The organism is Mesorhizobium sp. M00.F.Ca.ET.216.01.1.1 (assembly GCF_004010325.2).
GTDB lineage: Bacteria > Pseudomonadota > Alphaproteobacteria > Rhizobiales > Rhizobiaceae > Mesorhizobium.
Genome location: NZ_SADR02000435.1, coordinates 1 through 305 on the forward strand (window position 1 = coordinate 1; position 305 = coordinate 305).

1 protein-coding gene is annotated in these 305 nt (G+C 63.3%); it reads left to right on the forward strand.

Translation table 11 applies throughout. The annotated features are described in order from the left end of the window. Positions 1–305: hypothetical protein (locus EN859_RS36830; RefSeq protein ID WP_210237779.1), on the forward strand; the 305-nt coding region annotated here is incomplete at both ends.

Consider the following 305-nt stretch of genomic DNA (forward strand, 5'->3'; position numbering starts at 1 on the left):
GCTTTAGCATCGCCATCTATCAGCAACAGGACGACGACGCGCTGACCAGTCTGTGTGGCGTGGTCGTGACAGGCAAGAACGGCGTGAGCGCCAATCTGGTGGACGGCAAGTACGTATTCCAATCGGCAGGCAATAGCGCCCCAATGCGCTTCGACGAAGACTGGAACTGGCCCACACTCACGCTGCGGCCGAACGCGTCGGGCCTACACAGCGGCGCATATGTGGCGATTGCGTATGAGGTCGACGCCGCGGGCAAGCCTGCCGATGAACTCGGGCGCGCGTGCGCCGCGCATCGGTCGGTGTTC